This window comes from Cupriavidus sp. BIC8F (assembly GCF_032465815.1).
Classification (GTDB): Bacteria; Pseudomonadota; Gammaproteobacteria; order Burkholderiales; family Burkholderiaceae; genus Cupriavidus; species Cupriavidus necator.
Map to the genome: position 1 here is coordinate 1,716,487 of NZ_CP136094.1, position 16,079 is coordinate 1,732,565.

At 67.7% G+C, this 16,079-nt stretch carries 15 protein-coding genes; 8 read left to right on the top strand and 7 right to left on the bottom strand.

The genetic code is table 11. The features are described 5' to 3' along the window. Positions 1-188: 188 nt before the first annotated feature. Positions 189-1,064, top strand: a complete 876-nt coding sequence (locus RS901_RS08080; protein ID WP_316152725.1) for a pirin family protein — start codon at positions 189-191, stop codon at positions 1,062-1,064. Positions 1,065-1,083: 19 nt separating this feature from the next. Here the strand turns inward: RS901_RS08080 and ybiB are convergent, their stop codons facing one another. The 5 genes from ybiB to RS901_RS08105 form a co-directional block, all read right to left on the bottom strand. Next, positions 1,084-2,076 carry a DNA-binding protein YbiB gene (ybiB, locus tag RS901_RS08085; RefSeq protein ID WP_316152727.1) on the bottom strand — a complete coding sequence of 331 codons (993 nt, stop codon included), beginning with the start codon at positions 2,074-2,076 and terminating at the stop codon, positions 1,084-1,086. 95 nt (positions 2,077-2,171) lie between these two features. Continuing rightward, positions 2,172-2,975, bottom strand: a complete 804-nt coding sequence (locus tag RS901_RS08090; RefSeq protein WP_316152729.1) for an ABC transporter ATP-binding protein — start codon at positions 2,973-2,975, stop codon at positions 2,172-2,174. 18 nt (positions 2,976-2,993) lie between these two features. Then, positions 2,994-3,899, bottom strand: coding sequence for a nitrate ABC transporter permease (ntrB, locus tag RS901_RS08095; RefSeq protein ID WP_316152731.1), 906 nt, complete (start codon positions 3,897-3,899; stop codon positions 2,994-2,996). Between the two features lie 51 nt (positions 3,900-3,950). After that, on the bottom strand, positions 3,951-5,261 hold the full coding sequence (locus RS901_RS08100) for a CmpA/NrtA family ABC transporter substrate-binding protein (protein ID WP_013955453.1): 1,311 nt from the start codon (positions 5,259-5,261) through the stop codon (positions 3,951-3,953). 365 nt (positions 5,262-5,626) lie between these two features. Further along, complete coding sequence (locus tag RS901_RS08105) at positions 5,627-6,274, bottom strand: ANTAR domain-containing response regulator (RefSeq protein ID WP_316152734.1); 648 nt, start codon at positions 6,272-6,274, stop codon at positions 5,627-5,629. 255 nt (positions 6,275-6,529) lie between these two features. Here RS901_RS08105 and RS901_RS08110 point away from each other — a divergent pair, with 255 nt between their 5' ends. Both RS901_RS08110 and maiA read left to right on the top strand, forming a co-directional pair. Next, complete coding sequence (locus tag RS901_RS08110) at positions 6,530-7,231, top strand: fumarylacetoacetate hydrolase family protein (protein ID WP_316152736.1); 702 nt, start codon at positions 6,530-6,532, stop codon at positions 7,229-7,231. Positions 7,232-7,235: 4 nt separating this feature from the next. Further along, entirely contained in the window at positions 7,236-7,883 is a 648-nt protein-coding gene (gene maiA, locus RS901_RS08115) for a maleylacetoacetate isomerase (RefSeq protein ID WP_316152738.1), read from the top strand. 72 nt (positions 7,884-7,955) lie between these two features. On the opposite strand, the gene ftsY is transcribed toward maiA, so the two are convergent. Next, positions 7,956-9,074, bottom strand: coding sequence for a signal recognition particle-docking protein FtsY (ftsY, locus tag RS901_RS08120; protein WP_316152741.1), 1,119 nt, complete (start codon positions 9,072-9,074; stop codon positions 7,956-7,958). 217 nt (positions 9,075-9,291) lie between these two features. Between ftsY and RS901_RS08125 the strand changes: the two genes are divergently transcribed. From RS901_RS08125 to RS901_RS08145, 5 genes are all read left to right on the top strand, one after another. Further along, the gene (locus tag RS901_RS08125) at positions 9,292-10,839 is read left to right on the top strand and encodes a pitrilysin family protein (RefSeq protein WP_316152743.1); all 1,548 of its coding nucleotides are present in this window, start codon (positions 9,292-9,294) and stop codon (positions 10,837-10,839) included. A 9-nt stretch (positions 10,840-10,848) separates the two neighbouring features. Beyond that, positions 10,849-12,231, top strand: coding sequence for a pitrilysin family protein (locus RS901_RS08130; protein ID WP_316152745.1), 1,383 nt, complete (start codon positions 10,849-10,851; stop codon positions 12,229-12,231). An 82-nt stretch (positions 12,232-12,313) separates the two neighbouring features. Next, on the top strand, positions 12,314-13,018 hold the full coding sequence (rsmD, locus tag RS901_RS08135; RefSeq protein WP_316152746.1) for a 16S rRNA (guanine(966)-N(2))-methyltransferase RsmD: 705 nt from the start codon (positions 12,314-12,316) through the stop codon (positions 13,016-13,018). 240 nt (positions 13,019-13,258) lie between these two features. Continuing rightward, complete coding sequence (gene coaD / locus RS901_RS08140) at positions 13,259-13,744, top strand: pantetheine-phosphate adenylyltransferase (protein WP_010814369.1); 486 nt, start codon at positions 13,259-13,261, stop codon at positions 13,742-13,744. A gap of 68 nt (positions 13,745-13,812) precedes the next feature. Continuing rightward, positions 13,813-14,073 carry a YfhL family 4Fe-4S dicluster ferredoxin gene (locus RS901_RS08145; RefSeq protein WP_316152749.1) on the top strand — a complete coding sequence of 87 codons (261 nt, stop codon included), beginning with the start codon at positions 13,813-13,815 and terminating at the stop codon, positions 14,071-14,073. A gap of 101 nt (positions 14,074-14,174) precedes the next feature. Here RS901_RS08145 and RS901_RS08150 read toward each other — a convergent pair whose 3' ends face one another. After that, complete coding sequence (locus tag RS901_RS08150; RefSeq protein ID WP_316152750.1) at positions 14,175-16,034, bottom strand: PhoX family phosphatase; 1,860 nt, start codon at positions 16,032-16,034, stop codon at positions 14,175-14,177. Between the last annotated feature and the right edge of the window lie 45 nt (positions 16,035-16,079).

Sequence of the window (16,079 nt, forward strand, 5' to 3'; positions counted from 1 at the left end):
GGCATAGCTACTTACCACTTCGAGCGGCGGAAACGATACCCACGGTTCGGCGCACTGGATGTTAGAGCGGTGCGGGGCACAGGGGTTCTGCCCGCTGCTGCAATGATTTGTTGCAGCAGCGGCTACACTCGACCCAACTGCAGCGCGCTGGCATCCTTGCGAGCCTCTCTTATTCCACTGGAGGAGTTATGTCTGCTATCGAACACTTGCTCAAGCCGCATGTGCGCGACCTGGGCGATTTTACCGTGCGCCGGCTGTTGCCGGCCGCCGCTACCCAGACCGTCGGGCCGTTTATTTTCTTCGACCATATGGGGCCGGTGCAGCTGCCGCCGGGCGCCGGCGCTGATGTGCGCCCGCATCCACATATCGGGCTGGCCACGGTCACCTACCTGTTCGAGGGCGAGATCATCCACCGCGACAGCCTGGGCAGCGACCAGGCGATCCGCCCGGGCGACGTCAACTGGATGACCGCCGGGCGTGGCATCGTGCACTCGGAACGCTCGCCCGAGCATGTGCGCCCCGCCGGTGCCCGCCTGCACGGCATCCAGACCTGGGTGGCACTGCCGCAGGAGCATGAGGGTGCCGAGCCGTCGTTCTTCCACCATCCCGCCGCCACGCTGCCGCGGATCGAGCGGCCGGGCGTGCGCATGGTGGTGATTGCGGGCGATGCCTTTGGCCAGGTCTCTCCGGTCAAGGTCTTCAGCCGCACCCTGTATGTGGCGATCGAGCTGGATGCGGGCGCGAGCGTGGAGATCCCTGCCGAACATGCCGAGCGGGGCATCTATCCGGTGGATGGCGCGGTGGCGCTCGACGGCGAGCCGCTGCCGGCCGAGCACATGGTGGTGCTCACGCCGGGCCAGCCCGCGACGCTGACGGCCACGGCGCCGTCGCGCGTGATGCTGCTGGGCGGCGACCCGACCGACGGGCACCGCTTTATCTACTGGAATTTCGTTGCCAGCAGCAAGGTGGCGATCGACGCCGCCGCCCAGCGCTGGGAGGACGATCAGTTCCCGCACGTGCCGGGCGAGACCGAGCGCATCCCGCTGCCCCCGCGCAGGGCCTGACAGCGGTCCCGGGGCTGGCTCAGACCGGGCTGGCCCAGGTCACGTGGGTGCCTTGCCGCAGGCATTCGCGGATGGCCTCGACCTGGATCGCGATCGGTGCCGGCACCGGCGCCGCTCCTTCCAGTACGCGCCGGATCCAGGCCACGGTCTGGCCGGCGTCGCTGCCAGGCGGCAGTTCAGGCACTTCGGCCAGTGAACCCACGGCCGGATCGACCAGCGTCTGCTGGTGCCCCTCATGCAGCCAGTCGATGCGGCTGGTGCGGCGCGCATCGGCCACCACTTCGCCCTCGGTGCCGCGTGCCAGCAGCACGTTGGCGGGCTCATGCGAGAAGTAGTCGGTCAGCGTCTCGCGGTATTCGGGGTGAGTGTAGCTATACAGGCGCAACCCTTCGGCGGGCGAATGCTCGCCCACTGGCTGCAGCATCTTGGCCACCGTATGCGACGAATTGCGCAGGCCGATCACGGTGCGCCGCTCCAGCAGCTTCGACAGCCCGGGCGACAGTACATCCACCGGCAGCACCGCCAGCGGCCCGAGGTCGCTGCCCTCGCGCAGCCGTGCCGAGGCCTCGTCGGTAGTCACGCACAAGGGCACGCCCAGCGCCTCGAACAGCGTCATGCTGGTCACGCGGCCATTGAACAGGCGCGTGCCGTGCACCAGCACGGGGACATCTTCGCGCGCCAGCAGCAGCGCCAGCAGTGGCACCAGGTTGGGTTGCTTGCGCGCGCCGTTGTAGCTGGGGATCACCACCACCTGCCGGTCAGGCGGCGCCGGCAGCGGCTGGCAGTGCGCATGGGCGGCTTCCAGCATGCCGGCCAGCTCGTGCGGGGCCTCGCCCTTGATGCGGTAGGCCATCAGGATGGCGCCAAGCTCCAGGTCCGAGACGCGCCCGGCCAGCATGGCGTCGAACAGGGCCTGCGCGTCTTCGCGGGGCAGCGCCCGCGCGCCGTTGACGCCGCGGCCGATCTCCTTGATATAGCGGGCAGCAGGGAAGGACGTGGCTGGCGTGGTCATGGCGGCGTGGGGGTAGTCTGTTCTGGGTTCATGATAGCGGAGCCAGGCCGCCGCGCCCACCGCCGCCGGTCACCGCGCATCGCCTCCTGAGGACACTACGCGGCTTCCTGCAGCGCCGGGTTGCGCTGCTTGCGGTAGAGGAAGTCCAGCACCGCGGTGCGGCAGGCGTGGTAGGCCTTGTCGTCGGCCAGCGCGACGCGGTCGCGCGGGCGCGGCAGGCCCACCTTCAGGATCTCGCCGATGGTCGCGGCCGGGCCGTTGGTCATCATCACGATGCGGTCGGCCAGCAGCACGGCCTCGTCGACATCGTGGGTCACCATCACCACCGTGCTGCGGGTGCGCGCCACGATCTTGATCAGCTCGTCCTGCAGGTGCGCGCGCGTGAGCGCATCGAGCGCGCCGAAGGGCTCGTCCATCAGCAGCACCTTGGGCGCCATCGCCAGCGCGCGGGCTATGCCCACGCGCTGCTTCATGCCGCCGGAGATTTCATGCGGGTACTTGTTCTCGGCGTGCGTCAGGCCCACCAGCGCCAGCGTGTCTTGCGTGCGCGCCTTGAGCTGCGGCTTGCTCTCGCTGGCGGCAAAGACGCGCTCCACGCCCAGGTAGACGTTCTCGAAGCACGTCAGCCACGGCAGCAGCGAATGGTTCTGGAACACCACCGCGCGCTCCGGCCCCGGCCCGGCGATCTCGCGCCCGGCGCAGATCAGCGCGCCGGTGGTGGGCGTGGCCAGTCCCGCGACCAGGTTCAGCAGCGTGGACTTGCCGCAGCCGGAATGGCCGATCAGCGTGATGAATTCGCCCTCGGCGATATGCAGGTTGATATCGCGCAGGGCGACGAACGGTCCCTTGCGGGTCTTGAAGGTCTGGCCGACTTTTTCGATGCTGACGAACTTGTCCATGGCGATTCTCCCCACGTATCAGTTGGTGCCGTAGCTGAAGCGCCGGGCCAGCGCCAGCAGCGCGTGCTCCAGCAGCAGCCCGATGATGCCGATCACGAAGATCGCGATCACGATGTGCTCGACCTTCAGATTGTTCCATTCGTCCCACAGCCAGAAGCCGATGCCGGTGCCGCCGGTCAGCATCTCGGCCGCGACGATCACCAGCCACGCGGTGCCGATCGACAGCCGCACGCCGGTCAGCATGTAGGGCAGCACCGCGGGGAACAGCACCCGCGTGAACACCTTCCATTCCGACAGGTCCAGCACGCGCGCCACGTTCAGGTAGTCCTGCGGCACGCGCGTGACGCCCACCGCGGTGTTGATCACCATCGGCCAGATCGAGCAGATAAAGATCGCCCAGATCGCGGCCGGGTTGGCCGCCTTGAACAGCAGCAGGCCGATCGGCAGCCACGCCAGCGGCGAGACCGGGCGCAGCAGGCTGATTACCGGCGCGGTCATCGCGTTCAGGAAGGCAAAGCGCCCGATCAGGAAGCCGGCCGGGATGCCGACCAGCGCGGCCAGGCCGAAGCCCGCCGCGACGCGCGCCAGCGATGCCAGTACGTTCCAGCCGATGCCCTGGTCATTGGGCCCGTTGCGGTAGAACGGGTCGGCAAACAGCGGCACCGCGGCGTTCCATGTGGCCTGCGGCGTGGGGATGGCCGGGATCATCGTGGCGATGCCGTGCCAGGCCAGCACGAACAGGGCAAAGCCCAGCACCGGCGGCACGGCCTTGAGCACCAGCGCGGCCAGCGCTTCGCGGCGTTGCGCGCGCCGGGCCTGCGCGGCGATTTCCTGCTCGCGCCGGCGCACCCGCTCCTTGGTGTCGGGGTCGGCGCTGGCGGCTACGGTGGCACCATCGGGCGTGGTGTGGGCTATGGCATTCACGTCTGGCTCCTTTTGTCAGGGGCACTGCGGATCAGTGGGGAAAGGCTTGCGTCAGGCCTTGATCTTGAAACCGTCGGCGTAGGCCTTGGGGTCCTTGCCGTCCCAGACCACGCCGTCGATCAGCTTGGCGCTGCGCATGTCGCTCTTGGGCAGCGGCACCTGGGCGGCGGCGGCGGCCTGCTTGTAGACGTCGATGCGGTTGACCTGCCTGGCCACGGCGAGATAGTCCGGATGTTCCTTCAGCAGGCCCCAGCGCTTGTGCTGGGTCAGGAACCACATACCGTCGGACAGGTACGGGTAGTTGGCGCTGCCGTCCTGGTAGAACTTCATCGCGTCGGGGTCGTCCCAGGTCTTGCCCAGGCCGTTGGTGTAGCGGCCCAGCATGCGGTCCAGGATGATATCCATGTCGGTGTTGACGTAGGACTTGGCGGCGATGGTCTCGGCGGTCTTGCGGCGGTTGGAGGCCGACGCATCGATGAACTTCGATGCCTCCAGCACCGCGGCCACCATCGCGCGCGCGGTGTTGGGGTATTTCTGCACGAACTCCGCGGTGGTGCCCAGGGTCTTCTCGGGGTGGCTCTTCCAGATGGCCTGCGTGGTCTCGGCGGTGAAGCCGATCTTGTCGGCGATGGCGCGCGCGCCCCAGGGCTCGCCCACGCAGAAGCCGTCCATATTGCCCACGCGCATATTGGCCACCATCTGCGGCGGCGGCACCGTGATCGCCTTGGCGTCCTGCATCGGGTTGATGCCGTTGGCCGCCAGCCAGTAGTACAGCCACATCGCATGCGTGCCGGTGGGGAAGGTCTGGGCGAAGGTGTAGTCACGCTTCTCCTTCATCATCAGCGCCTTCAGGCTGGCGCCGTCCTTGACGCCTTTCTCGGCGAGCTTGGACGACAGCGTGATGGCCTGGCCGTTGTGGTTCAGGTTCATCAGCACGGCCATGTCCTTCTTCGGGCCGCCGATGCCCAGCTGCACGCCGTAGATCAGGCCGTACAGCACGTGCGCCGCGTCCAGCTCGCCATTGACCAGCTTGTCGCGCACGCCGGCCCATGAGGCTTCCTTGGTCGGCGTGATCTTGATGCCGTACTTCTTGTCCAGCCCGAGGGTGGCGGCCATCACCACCGAGGCGCAGTCGGTCAGCGGGATAAAGCCGATGCGCACGTCGGTCTTCTCCGGCGCGTCCGAGCCCGCAGCCCATGCACCGGCGCGCACCAGCGGATCGACCAGCGTCATCACGCTGGCGCCGGCGATGGTGGCCAGCACGCGGCGGCGGCCGCTGCTGGCCGGGACGGCGTCGGCAGCCGCGTCGGAAACGTGGACGGCTGCGTGCAGCGGCTTGGCAATCCTGAGGCGAGAGGGCATTGCATGGCTCCAAGAAAAAAGGCGTCCCTGCCGCGACCGGCTTCGCCAGAAGACCGGTGCGGCGCAGGGACGCCGTTGTCCGTGGCGTGGCGCAGCCCGCGTTGGCCGTGCCCGCCGAAATTGTTGGTCGGCCGCCGTTGGCCGATACCTGCATAACGCAAGGCGTGTGCCAGCCTGTGCAGCGCAGCATTCGAGGGCGGATTTTTGACGGATCGGGAGGAAATGGCCGGATGCGGTGCGCGCGCGGTCGCCGCCGCCGCATTCGGGGAAGCAGGGGAGAGAGGTGACGCCGCGCGGCAGCGCCAGGAGCGGGCATTGCACCAGTCGTGTGCGGCAGCGCACCACGGCTGGCAGGCGCGAGCGGCTCAGCCCATCACGTCGATCACGCGCTGGGCCGCGTCCACCAGCTTCAGGCCGCGCTCCATCGCCATGCTGCGCAGGCGCTTGTAGGCCTCGTCCTCGCTGAGGCCGCGTGCCTGCATCAGCAGCCCCTTGGCGCGCTCGACCACCTTGCGCTCGGCCAGCTTGAGCCGGGTGGCATCGAGCTCGGCGCGCAGCTGCTGGTCCAGTTCAAAGCGCGCGTAGGCCACGTCGAGCACGGTCTTGACGCGCTCGGCGCGCAGCCCGTCGACGATATAGGCGGTGATCCCCGCCGTCAGCGCTGCCTTGATGCGCTGGCTGTCGTCGTTGTCGGTGAACAGCACGATCGGGCGCGGCGCATGCTGGGTCGAGACGCAGACATGTTCGATGGTGTCGCGCGCGGCGGATTCAGACGCGATGATCAGCATGTCGGGCTGGGTGGCCGTGATCACATCCGGCAGGCGCAGGTCGGCATCGACGATCTGGATCTCGGTAAAGCCCGCGCTCACCAGCCCGCCGCGGATGGTCTCGACGTTCAGCGGGTCGGCATCATGCGGGTCTCGCACGAGCAGGATCCGCAACACCCGGCCACCGGCAGTGGAAGGGCCAGGTGCGGCGGGGGTAGACGATGGGGGCGGGTGGCGTCGTGTCATGGCTAGGCTCTGTTGCAGTGCGCCATGCAAGATTCGCGCCGGGTAAGTATCCGGTCACCTGCGCCAGTCTGGTGCGGTGGCGCTGCGAGGATGCCTGGATTCATTGTATGCGGTCGTACGCAGAGGCAACTCTCGCGGTGTATCCTGTTGCCCTGCTGCGCCGGGCGCGTCTGCTGGCGACGCCGCGAGTGGCTGCATCCCGCAACCCCGCATCCCTGCGCCGCAGCACCGATCAGAACAAATCTGGAGAGAAGCATGACCGAATTCGTGTTCGCCCCGCCCGCGCCCGTTGGCGTGCCGGTGCGCGGCAGCAACGCTAGCTTCCCGGTCCGGCGCGTGTACTGCGTCGGCCGCAACTATGCTGCCCACGCCCGTGAAATGGGCTCGGACCCCGACCGCGAGCCGCCGTTCTTTTTCTGCAAGCCGTCCGATGCTGTCAGCTATGTCGCCGACGGCACCGAAGGCGCCTTCCCGTATCCGCCGGGCACCAGCAACTGCCACTATGAAGTGGAGCTGGTGGTGGCGATCGGCAACGGCGGCCGCGACATCCCGGTCGACCAGGCAGCCGGCCACGTGTTCGGCTACGCCGTGGGCCTGGACATGACCCGCCGCGACCTGCAGAACGAATCGAAGAAAACCGGCCGCCCCTGGGAGACCGGCAAGGCCTTCGACCAGTCCGCGCCGATCGGCCCGATCGTGCCGGTGTCGGCCATCGGCCATCCGGAGAAGGGCGCGGTGACGCTGGCGGTCAACGGCGTGGAGAAGCAGCGCGGCGACCTGTCCGACCTGATCTGGTCGGTGCCGGAGATGGTGTCGTACCTGTCGAAGCTGTTCGAGCTGCAGCCGGGCGACCTGATTTTCAGCGGCACGCCTGAAGGCGTGGGCCCGGTGGTCAAGGGCGATGTCATGCAGTGCCACGTCGGCGGCGTGGGCGATCTCACCATCAAGGTAGTCTGATCCGATGCTCAAGCTTTACAGCTATTTCCGCAGCTCGGCCTCGTTCCGCGTGCGCATTGCGCTGGAGCTCAAGGGGCTGTCCTATGACTATGTGCCGGTGCACCTGCTCAAGGAAGGCGGCCAGCAGCTCAAGCCGGAATTCCGCGCCGTGAACCCTGACGGCCTGGTGCCGGCGTTCGTCGACGGCGAGCACGTGCTGCAGCAATCGCTGGCCATCGTCGAGTACCTGGACGAGATCCACCCCGAGCCGAAGCTGCTGCCCGGCACGGCGCTGGACCGCGCCTACGTGCGCGGACTGGCCCAGGAGATCGCGTGCGAGATCCACCCGCTGAACAACCTGCGCGTGCTGAAGTACCTGAAGCACACAGTGGGCGTGACCGACGAGGTCAAGGACGCGTGGTACCACCACTGGATCGAGCTGGGCTTTGCATCGCTGCAGGCCAACCTGGAGCGCGGCGGCAAGGCCGGGCGCTTCTGCTTTGGCGACACCCCCACGCTGGCCGATATCTGCCTGGTGCCGCAGGTGTTCAACGCGCAGCGCTTCAATATCGACCTGGCCCGCTACCCGGCGATCGCCAGGATCTATGAAACCTGCATGGAGCTGCCTGCCTTCCAGAAGGCGCAGCCGAAGTCGCAGCCCGACGCGGAATAAGCGTTCGCAGGCCTGCAAGGCAAAACGCCCCGGCACTACCGGGGCGTTTTGCTTGGCGCGGGTTGCCGGGCCTTACCCCAGCAGCGCGTCGGCGAATTCGTCCGCCTTGAACGGTTGCAGGTCTTCCACCTTCTCGCCCACGCCGATGAAGTAGACCGGCACCGGGCGCTGGCGCGCGATCGCCGCCAGGATGCCGCCCTTGGCGGTGCCGTCGAGCTTGGTCACGATCAGGCCAGTCAGGCCCAGCGCGTCGTCGAAGGCGCGGGTTTGCTGCAGGGCGTTCTGCCCGGTGTTGGCGTCGATCACCAGCAGCACCTCGTGCGGCGCGCTCGGCATGGCCTTGCTGATCACGCGCTTGACCTTCTTGAGCTCTTCCATCAGGTGCAGCTGCGTCGGCAGGCGGCCGGCGGTGTCGGCCATGACGATGTCGATGCCGCGCGCCTTGGCCGCATTGACGGCGTCGAAGATCACCGCCGCCGGGTCGCCGCTTTCCTGCGCCACCACGGTGACGTTGTTGCGCTCGCCCCAGATCGTCAGCTGCTCGCGCGCGGCGGCGCGGAAGGTGTCGCCGGCGGCCAGCAGCACCTTTTGGTCATAGCGCTGGAAGTGCTTGCACAGCTTGCCGATGCTGGTGGTCTTGCCGGCGCCGTTGACGCCCGCGATCATCATCACCATTGGCTGCTCTCGGCCCAGCGTCATGGTCTTTTCCAGCGGGCGCAGCAGCTGGGTCAGCAGCTCGCGCAGTGCCGCCTTGACGCCTTCGGCGGTCTCGATGCGCTCGGCCTTGACGCGCTTGCGCAGCTCGCCCAGCAGATATTCGGTGGCTTCGACGCCGGCATCGGCCATCAGCAAAGCGGTTTCCAGTTCCTCGAACAGGGCCTCGTCGACCCTGACGCCGACGAACAGCGTGCCGATGTTGCGGCTGGTCTTGGACAGGCCGGTGCGCAGCCGCTGCATCCAGCCCTGCTTCGCTTCAGCGGTCTGGGCGGGCGGCGGGACCAGCTCGAGCGCTTCGGCCGGTGCGGGCGCCGGCAAGGGAATCGGGACTGCCACGGGCGCTGGGGCAGGGGGTGGCACTTGCGCGGGGACCGGTGCCGGTACGGGGGCGGGGACCTCGACCGGAGCGGGGGCCGGGGCTGGCGCCTCGACGGGCGCGGGCTCGGCCTTGCGCTTCTTCCAGAAACTAAACATTGGGGAATGGAGTCAATACCGGGGCCGATACCCTGGCGGCAGCCAATGCCAGCAGGCAACCGGTTATAAATCAATGGGTTACGCAGGCGTCGCGATGGCTGGGGAGAAACCGTTGTGGTCCCGGCCGGCGATTGCGTATAGTTCGCTACATGGCAGATTCATGCGCGCAGTCTTGCGCACGTGAGTCGATCGGCAAAATTCTAGCAGACGGGGTCGCATGAACCATTGCGCTGTCCTGACCGCTGCGGGCGCACAAGGCACTAAAGCCTGCGTCCAAACGCGCATCCAACGCCTCTCACAACCTTCCAATCAGCTTCCTGCCCGCGCCGCGCGTCTTGCGCGGCGTGTCATTCCCACGCTGCTGCTGGCCTTGCTGCCCTGGTCGATGCCGGCGGGGGCGCAGGAAGCCGTGCCCTCGCCGAGGCCCGGCACGCAGACCGCCCTGGCCGGCGCGACCGCGCAGGGCACGACTGAATACCGCCTGTCCAACGGGCTGCGGCTGATCGTCAAGGAAGATCACCGCGCCCCCACGGTGGCGCACCAGATCTGGTACCGCGTGGGCGGCATCGACGAGGTCAGCGGCACCACTGGCGTGGCGCACATGCTCGAGCACATGATGTTCAAGGGCACGCCCAGGGTCGGCGTGGGCGAGTTCTCCAAGCAGGTGGCCGCGCTGGGCGGGCGTGAGAACGCCATGACCAACCGCGACTTCACCATGTACTACCAGCAGATCGGCAAGCAGTACCTGCCGAGGATGATGGAGCTGGAGGCCGACCGCATGGCCAACCTCATCATCACCAAGGACGAGTTCGAACGCGAGATGAAGGTGGTGATGGAAGAACGCCGCCTGCGCACCGACGACTCCGCGCGCGGCACCGTCTATGAGCAACTGCTGGCCACGGTCTACACCGCCGCCGCGTACCGCCACCCGGTGATCGGCTGGATGGACGACCTGGTCAATATGCGCGTGGACGACGTCAAGGAGTGGTACCGCCACTGGTACGTGCCCAACAACGCCATGGTGATTGTCACCGGCGACGTCAAGGCCGAGGAAGTGCGCGCCCTGGCCGAGCGCTACTACGGCAAGGTCAAGCCGCGCACGCTGCCGCTGCGGAAGGACCAGGAAGAGCCGGCGCAAAAGGGCATCAAGCGCATCTGGGTCAAGGCGCCGGCAGAGAACCAGTACATGGTGATGGCCTACAAGGTGCCGCGCCTGCGTGATATCGAGAAGGACGTCGACCCCTACGCACTTGAGGTGCTGTCGGCCGTGCTCAACGGCTACGACAACGCGCGCCTGACGCGCGAACTGGTGCGCGAGCAGCGCCTGGCCGACGACGTCAACGTCGGCTACGACAGCATCAACCGCGGCGAGTCGCTGTTCGTGCTCGACGGCACGCCGGCGGCGGGCCACAACACCGACGAGATCGAGCGCGCGCTGCGCGCCGAGGTCCAGCGCATCGCCAAGGAAGGCGTGTCGCCGGAAGAGCTCAAGCGCGTCAAGGCGCAGGTGGTGGCCGGCCAGATCTACAAGCGTGATTCGGTGTTCGGGCAGGGCATGGAAATCGGCGTGTCCGAGATCTCGGATATCTCCTGGCGCCAGATCGACCGCATGCTCGACAAGATCAAGGCTGTCTCGCCGGCGCAGGTGCAGGCAGTCGCCGCGAAGTATTTCAACGACGACAACCTGACCGTGGCCACGCTGGTGCCGCAGCCGATCGATCCGAACAAGCCCAAGCCCCAGGCCCCGTCGGGCCTGCGCCACTGAGGAAAGGCGATGACTCAGTACGTCACCACCCCGCAGCGTGCGCTGCGCAAACTGGCAGGCGCCGCATTGGGCGCCGTCGTCCTGCTGGCCACGCAACTGGCGCAGGCCGCGATCCCGATCGAGCACTGGACCGCGTCCACCGGCGCCAAGGTGTTCTTCGTGCACAGCCCGTCGATCCCGATGCTCGACGTCAATATCGACTTCGACGCCGGCAGCCGCTATGACCCGCCGGGCAAGGCCGGGCTGGCCACGCTGACCGCCGCGCTGCTGGACAAGGGCGCCGCGGCGCTGGAGGGCCAGCCGGCGCGCGATGAAGCGAAGATCGCCGATGGCTTTGCCGATACCGGTGCCGCCTTTGGCGGCGCCGCCGGCGGCGACCGCGGCGGCATCGGGCTGCGCACGCTGACCGCGCAGCCGGAGCTGGACCAGTCGGTCGCGCTGGCCGAGCAGCTGATCAAGGCGCCGACCTACCCGGACGCCGTGGTCGGGCGCGAGAAGCAGCGCCTGATCACCGCCATCCGCGAAGCCGACGCCAAGCCCGGCGTGATCGCCGACAAGGCGCTGGCCAAGGCCATGTATCCCGACCACCCCTACGGCGTGGCCGCGACCCCGGACAGCGTGGCGTCGATCACGCGCGACGACATCGTCAGGTTCTGGCGCGACAACTACGGCGCGCAGCGCGCGGTGGTGACGCTGATCGGCGCGGTCGACCGCAAGCAGGCCGAAGCCATTGCCGAGCAGCTCACGCGCGGGCTGCCGCCCGGCAGCGCGGCGCCGGCCATGCCGCAGGTGCGCCTGAACATCGCCCCGAGCGAGCAGCGCATGCCGCACCCGGCACAGCAGTCCAGCGTGGCCATCGGCCAGCCGGCCATTGCCCGCGGCGACCCCGATTACTTCGCGCTGCTGGTGGGCAACTACGTGCTGGGCGGCGGCGGCTTCAGCTCGCGCCTGACTGACGAGGTGCGCGAGAAGCGCGGCCTGACCTACGGCGTGGACAGCTACTTTGCGCCGTCCAAGCAGCCGGGTCCGTTCGGCATCAGCCTGCAGACCAAGAAGGCGCAGACCGACGAAGCGCTGGCGCTGGTGCGCCAGGTGCTGGCGCGCTTTGTCGCCGAGGGTCCGACCGAGAAAGAGCTGCGCGCGGCCAAGGACAACCTCATCAACGGTTTCCCGCTGCGCATCGACAACAACCGCAAGCTGCTGACCAACGTCGCCAATATCGGCTGGTACGGGCTGCCGCTGGATTACCTGGACACCTGGACCGCCCAGATCGGCAAGGTCACGCGCGAGCAGGTCAGGGCCGCTTTCCAGCGCCATGTGCGCCCTGACAACATGGCGACGGTGATCGTCGGCGGCCCGGTGGCAGCGCCTGCGACCGCCGCCAGGCAGTGATGCCGGCACCGCTTGGGCCCGTCATGCGCGCCGGGGCTCCGGCGCGTGCGGCGAACCGGCCCGCAGGCTCTACAATCACGGGATGAATTCGCGTTCCCGATTGCCGACGCCCGCCACCGGCGGGCGACTCGCCTCTCCTGCCGCTGCCAGCGGCGGGCGTTCCCCCGTTTCCGCGTCGCCACGCCAGGCACCGCGCCAGGCACCACGCCACGAACCGTCCCAGGTCCGCATCATCGGCGGCCGCTGGAAGCGCACCTTGCTGCCCGTTCCCGACGCCCAGGGCCTGCGCCCCACGCCCGACCGCGTGCGCGAGACGCTCTTCAACTGGCTCGGCCAGGACCTGTCCGGGCTGGAATGCCTGGACCTGTTCGCCGGCTCCGGCGCGCTCGGCTTCGAGGCCGCCTCGCGCGGCGCCGCCGCGGTCACGCTGGTCGAGTCCAATGCGCGCGTGGCCAAGCAGCTGCGCGACAACCAGTACCGGCTCGACGCGGCCCAGGTGCGCGTGATGCAGGGCGATGCCTTTGCCATTGCCGCGCAGCTGCCCGATGCCAGCTTCGACGTGGTCTTCCTGGATCCGCCCTTCGCCGAGGACTGGATCGGGCCGGCACTGGAGCATGCGGCGCGGCTGTCACGGCCCGGCGGCGCAGTCTATGTCGAGACCGACCATGCGCTGACCGGCGCCGACGCACCGGTGCCGGCATCGCTTGAAATCGTCCGCCACGCGCGCGCCGGCGCGGTGCATTTCCACCTGCTGCAGCATCGCGTGCCGGGCAACGGCGCTGGCTGATGCACCAGCCTGGGGCGATTGTCCGGGTACGCCTGTTCCACATTGAGGAAGGGCCCCTTCCTCAATGGGAAACGGGTTCCTGGTTGCGCTGCGGCAAAACGGTGCACCGGGCGACTTCCAAGTGGCGCATTTGGGGTTACACTACGCCGCTGTCACAACGCTCGCGACGCAGCACCCACGCCGGTCCGGCCGGCGCAAGAGGCGGCCCATGGCCGGCAGCGGGCAGATCAAGGAGGAAGTATGGTCATCGCGGTCTATCCCGGCACGTTCGATCCAATGACCCGGGGACACGAGGATCTGGTCCGCCGTGCGTCGAACATCTTCGACGAACTGGTGGTCGGGGTGGCGCACAGCCCCAACAAGCGCCCGTTCTTTTCGCTCGAAGAGCGCATCGGCATTGCCCGTGAAGTGCTCGGGCATTATCCCAATGTGCGCGTCGAAGGCTTTTCCGGCCTGCTCAAGGACTTTGTGCGCAACAACAATGCGCGCGTGATCGTGCGCGGTCTGCGCGCGGTGTCCGACTTCGAGTACGAATTCCAGATGGCAGGCATGAACCGCTACCTGCTGCCCGACGTGGAAACCATGTTCCTGACGCCGTCGGACCAGTACCAGTTCATCTCCGGCACCTTCGTGCGCGAGATCGCGGTGCTGGGCGGCGACGTCAGCAAGTTCGTGTTCCCGTCGGTGGAACGCTGGCTGCAAGAGAAAATCGGCAAACCGGAATAAAATAGCAGACTCAGATACGTCGAGTCGCGGCCAGTCGGGCGCGGGCGTGTCCGCAGGAAGGAAACACCATGGCGCTGATGATCACTGACGACTGCATCAACTGCGACGTTTGTGAACCCGAGTGCCCGAACGAAGCCATTTCGATGGGGCCCGAGATCTATGAAATCGACCCCAACAAGTGCACCGAGTGTGTCGGGCACTTCGACGAGCCGCAATGCCAGCAGGTCTGCCCGGTCGCCTGTATCCCCAAGGATCCGAACCGCGTCGAAACGCTTGAGGTCCTGATGCAGCGCTACCGGCTGCTGACGGCCGCCAAGCACGCGGCCTGACCCGCAGCTTCAGCCAGGCAAAAAAGGCCCCCGGCACCGCAAGGTGACGGGGGTTTAACTTTTCCCCAGTTACTGCTGGTACTACCTACAACACTGCGCGGTCACGCACCCATCGGCTTGCCGTCGCTACGGCGCACCACGATGGTGGACGAGCGCGGCGGCTTGGCCGCGTCCGGCCACTTGCCGGTGGGGTGCTGGATATTGATGAAGCAGGTGGTCAGGTCCGGCGTGTAGGCAATGCCGGTGATCTCGCAGCCGGTCGGGCCCGCCAGGAAGCGCCGGGACTGACCCGTCGGCGAGATGTAGTACATGCTGTTGTTGCCGAACGTGCCGCTATAGGTGGCGCTGGTGCTGGAATCGGTCTGCACCCACAGGCGGCCCTTGGGGTCGACGCGCAGGCCGTCCGGGCTGGAGAAGGTGTCGCCGTTGATATTGCCCTTCAGGTTGTCGGTGGCCAGCGACGGGTCGCCAGCCTGCAGCAGGATGCTCCACGTGAAGGTCGTGGCCAGCGGCGAATTGCCGGCTTCGTTCCACTTGACGATATGGCCGTGCAGGTTGTTCTTGCGCGGGTTGGCGGTGTCGGTCTGCTGGCGGCCGCTGTTGTTGGTCAGCGTGCAGTAGAGCGTCTTGTCCGGTGCGGCCGTGATCCACTCGGGGCGGTCCATCAGCGTGCCGCCGGCCACGCGCGCGGCCGACTTGGTGTTGATCAGCACGTCGGCCTGGCTGGTGAAGTCGACCGTGCTCGGCGCCGGCGAGACGGCCGACTGGGTCCAGTTGCCCGGGTCCGATGCGCCGACGGTCAGGCCGTTCTTGCCCTGCGTCAGCTCGATCCACTGGCCGCTGCCGTCGGCATTGAACCTGGCCACATAGAGCGTGCCGCTGTCCAGCAGGTTGGCATTGGCGGCGCGGTTGTTCGGATCGAAGGCCTTGCTCGGGATGAATTTGTAGATGCAGCCCGGCGTGCCGTCATCGCCCATATAGAAGGCGACGTTGTTGCTGGCGTCGCTCAGGAAGGCGACGTTCTCATGGTCGAAGCGGCCCATCGCCGTGCGCTTGGCCGGCGCGCCCAGCGTGCCGTACGGGTCGATCTCGACCACCCAGCCGTAGCCGTTGTCGGCCTGGGTCGGGTCGATGTAGTTGTCCGTGCTTTCTTCGCAGGTCAGGTAGGTGCCCCACGGCGTGTAGCCGCTCGAGCAGTTGTTGAGCATGCCGACCACGGTCGAGCCCACCACCGAGGCGGCCGGGCCGCCCACGCGGTACAGCGTGTTGCCGGTGTAGCGCTTGTTGTGGATCGAGTCGCGCTTGACCTGCCACTTGCCGCTTGCGGCCAGTTCGACTTCGATCACCGAGATGCCCACCGCCGACAGGGCGATGCGCTTTTGCTCCGCGCTTGCGGTGGCGGCGTTGTAGGCGGTCGGGAACAGGATGTTGTAGTCCGGCAGCTCGTGGTTGATCGCGAGCAGGCCGCCCTTCTGCGGATCGACGCCCGGCAGTGCGAAGTAGTGCATGCCGTCGTGGTTGCCGCCGGCCTGGCGCTCGGTTTCGGCCGAGGACTGGAAGGCGCCGGCATAGCCGGTGGCGCCGGCTTCGACCGGGTCGCCGGCGGAGAACAGCACGTCGACGCTGTAGCCGTTGGGCACGACCACGGTATCGGCGGTCGACTTGGCGATCGGCTCGAAGGTGACGTCGTAGCTAGGGGCAACCGCGGCGGGCGCGGGGGCCGGAGCGGGTGCGGGCGTGGGGGCTGGTGCCGGTGCCGGTGCGGGATCGTCATCGCCGCCACAGGCGGCCAGCAGGCCGCTGCCGAACGCCGAGGCCAGCGACAGGCCAAGGCCGCCGCGCAGCACCCGGCGGCGGGCCGGGTTGGCGGCTACGATGTCTTCAAGCATCTGGCCTGGCACGTCAACGTCGGGCTTGGCGGCGCGGCTGGCGGCTCGTGCTTCATCGGTCAGGTACGACATGGGCTTCCTCCTGTGGGTTGTCACGCGCATCGGCCACCATGCGAT